Source organism: Elstera litoralis (genome assembly GCF_000963705.1).
In the GTDB taxonomy this organism is placed as follows: Bacteria; Pseudomonadota; Alphaproteobacteria; order Elsterales; family Elsteraceae; genus Elstera; species Elstera litoralis.
On sequence record NZ_LAJY01000299.1, the window covers coordinates 1 to 2,788 of the forward strand.

Annotated in this window: 1 protein-coding gene and 3 pseudogenes; all 4 read left to right on the forward strand. The window is 63.5% G+C overall.

All coding sequences use genetic code 11. From position 1 onward, the window contains the following. A pseudogene (locus VZ95_RS12070) lies at positions 1-504 on the forward strand (hypothetical protein); the annotation flags it as partial. Between the two features lie 209 nt (positions 505-713). Beyond that, positions 714-1,871, forward strand: a complete 1,158-nt coding sequence (locus VZ95_RS12075) for a pyridoxal phosphate-dependent aminotransferase (RefSeq protein WP_045776064.1) — start codon at positions 714-716, stop codon at positions 1,869-1,871. 2 nt (positions 1,872-1,873) lie between these two features. Next, positions 1,874-2,597, forward strand: a pseudogene (gene sfsA / locus VZ95_RS12080) (DNA/RNA nuclease SfsA). Continuing rightward, a pseudogene (locus VZ95_RS12085) lies at positions 2,597-2,788 on the forward strand (hypothetical protein); the annotation flags it as partial. The pseudogenes sfsA and VZ95_RS12085, both read left to right, overlap by 1 nt.

A 2,788-nucleotide genomic window follows, 5' to 3' on the forward strand; every position in this document is an offset into this window, starting at 1 on the left:
GCGAGCCTCGTCGCCGTCGATCAAAACGGCAGCGCCGTTGCCTGCACCTTCACCAGCGGTGGCCTCTTCGGCACCGGCCGCAGCCTGCCCGGCACCGGCCTGATGCTGCCGCCGCCCGCCACTCTCAACGCCTCACTCACCCCGATTCTGGTGGTGAACGTCAATGCGGGGAAAACCTTCATGGCCGCCGCTGCGACCGGGGGCGGCCCCGCCACCGCCGCCGTTATGCAGGTGATGGGCGGAGCCTTCATCGATCAGCACGATCTGGAAGAAGCCGTCATCCGCCCGCGCCAATTCGCCGAAGGCCCCTATCTCTTCCTCGAACCCGACGCCGACGATAGCCAAGAGCGCCTGAAGCAGCAGGGCTATACCCCTATCGATGCGCCCGGTATGGGCAGGGTGAACGTTCTCTTCTGCCCCTCCGGCATCCCCGACCAAAACCCCCGCTGCGATCAGCGCACCGACCCGCGCGGCTTCGGCCTCGCCTTGGGGCAGCAGCAGTAGGGGAAAAGGCGTTAGGGGTTTTGCCGCCGATGCGCTTTGCGCGTCAAACGCGCGGGTACAACCCCAGCCAAGGGGCTTGCCCCTTGGCAATCCCATTTCTTATTCCTGAAGCCCGATCTTGCGTCTCCCATGAAAGGGATTCTCAAGGGGCAAGCCCCTTGAGCGGGGCGTCGGGGCAGCGCCCCGACACAGTGACGAAAGACAACTTCATGCAGATTTCCCGTCGCGGTCAGATCGATCCGTTTCTTGTGATGGAGGTGATGCGCGCCGCCGATGCGCGGGCCGCCACCGGGGCGGATGTGCTGCATTTAGAGGTGGGGCAACCGTCGACGCAGGCTCCGGCTTCGGTGCTGCGGGCGGCGCATGTGGCGCTGGATGCAGATAAGCTCGGGTATACTGATGCGTTTGGCCTGCCGGAGTTGCGGGAAGCGCTGGCGGGGCATTACAAGGCGACCTATGGCGTGACGGTCGACCCCGGCCGGATTTGCCTCACGGTCGGCTCGTCAGGCGGGTTTCTGCTGGCGTTTCTGGCGGCCTTCGATGCGGGCGCGCGGGTGGCTTTGGCGAGCCCTGGGTATCCCGCTTACCGCAATATCCTGAGCGCGCTGGGGATTGAGGTCGTCGAGATTCTGACCGGGCCGGAGAGCGGTTTTCATCCGACCGTTGAGCAGCTTTCCGCCGTGCAGCCGCTCGATGGCGTGATCGTGGCGAGCCCCGCCAATCCGACCGGCACGGTGCTATCGCGTGAGGCCTTGGGGGCGCTGCTATCCTGGTGCCGGAACCACGGCGTACGGCTGGTTTCGGACGAGATTTACCACGGGCTCACCTATACCGGGGCGGCCACCTGCGCGCTGGAACTACCGGAGTCGGGCGGCGAGCGGGCGATTATCGTCAATAGCTTCTCCAAATATTTCTCGATGACCGGCTGGCGCTTGGGCTGGCTGATTCTGCCGGAAGATTTAGTGCGCTCGGTAGAGTGCCTCGCCCAGAATTTCTTCATCTCCGCGCCGACGCTGGCCCAGCGGGCGGCTTTGGGGGCGTTTGAGGCAGGGGAAGAACTCGAAGCCAACCGCCAGCGCTATGCGCGCAATCGGGCCATTTTGCTGGAAGAACTGCCGAAAGCGGGCTTCACTCATTTTGCCCCCGCCGATGGCGCTTTCTACCTCTATGCCGATGTCGGCCATCTCACCAATGATTCGGTCGCCTTCTGCCAGAAGATCCTGATGGAAACCGGCGTCGCCATTACGCCTGGGGTCGATTTCGATCCGCAGCGCGGCAGCCGCACGGTGCGCTTCTCCTTCGCGGGATCGGAAGAGGCGATGCGCGAATCGGCGCGGCGCTTGATTGACTGGTCGCAGCGTTCGTGATTCTGCACGCCTTCCCGCCCCTCACCCGCGCCCGGCTGCTGAAGCGCTATAAGCGCTTTTTGGCCGATGTCGTGCTGCTCGACGGCCCGCGCGCCGGGGAGGAAGTCACCATCCACTGCCCCAACCCCGGCGCGATGACGGGGCTCGCGGAGCCGGATTGGGAAATCTTGCTCGCGCCCGGCAAAGGCAAACTGCCCTATTCGTGGGAAATTACCTGCCTGCCCGACGGCAGCTTTGCGGGCATCAACACCGGCCACCCGAACCGCATCGCCGAGGCCGCGATTACAGCCGGGCTGATCCCCGAGCTGGCCGGCTACGTCAACTTGCGCCGGGAAGTGCGCTATGGCGTCAACTCCCGCATCGATCTGTTGGCCGAATCGCCGGACCGCCCGCCCTGCTATATCGAGGTGAAAAAACGTCCACCTGATGCGCCAGTCGGGCCTTGCCGAATTCCCCGATTGCGTAACAACGCGCGGCGCTAAACATCTTTTTGAACTCGCGGCCCAGGTTCGGGCTGGGGCACGGGCGGCGATGCTGTATATTATTCAGCGGGATGATTGCGCCGCGTTCGCCCTGGCCGCCGATATCGACCCTGGGTACGCGCGCGCCTTTCGGGATGCGCGCGCCGCAGGGGTGGAAGCCTTCGCCTATGCTTGTGAGATTTCCCCTGAAGGCGTAAAGCTGAAGGAACAAATTCCTCTGGTTAACGCGGTTCAGGAAGCCTGATGTACGATAACAACAATGACGATGAGTGGGACGACGAGACTTTGGCGACGATCAAAATCCATACGCCGGACGATTTCGAAGGCATGCGCAAAGCCGGGCGGCTCGCGGCGGAAACCTTGGATTTCATCACGCCCCATGTTGTGCCGGGGGTGAGCACCGAAGCGCTCAATCAGCTTTGCCATGATTTCATT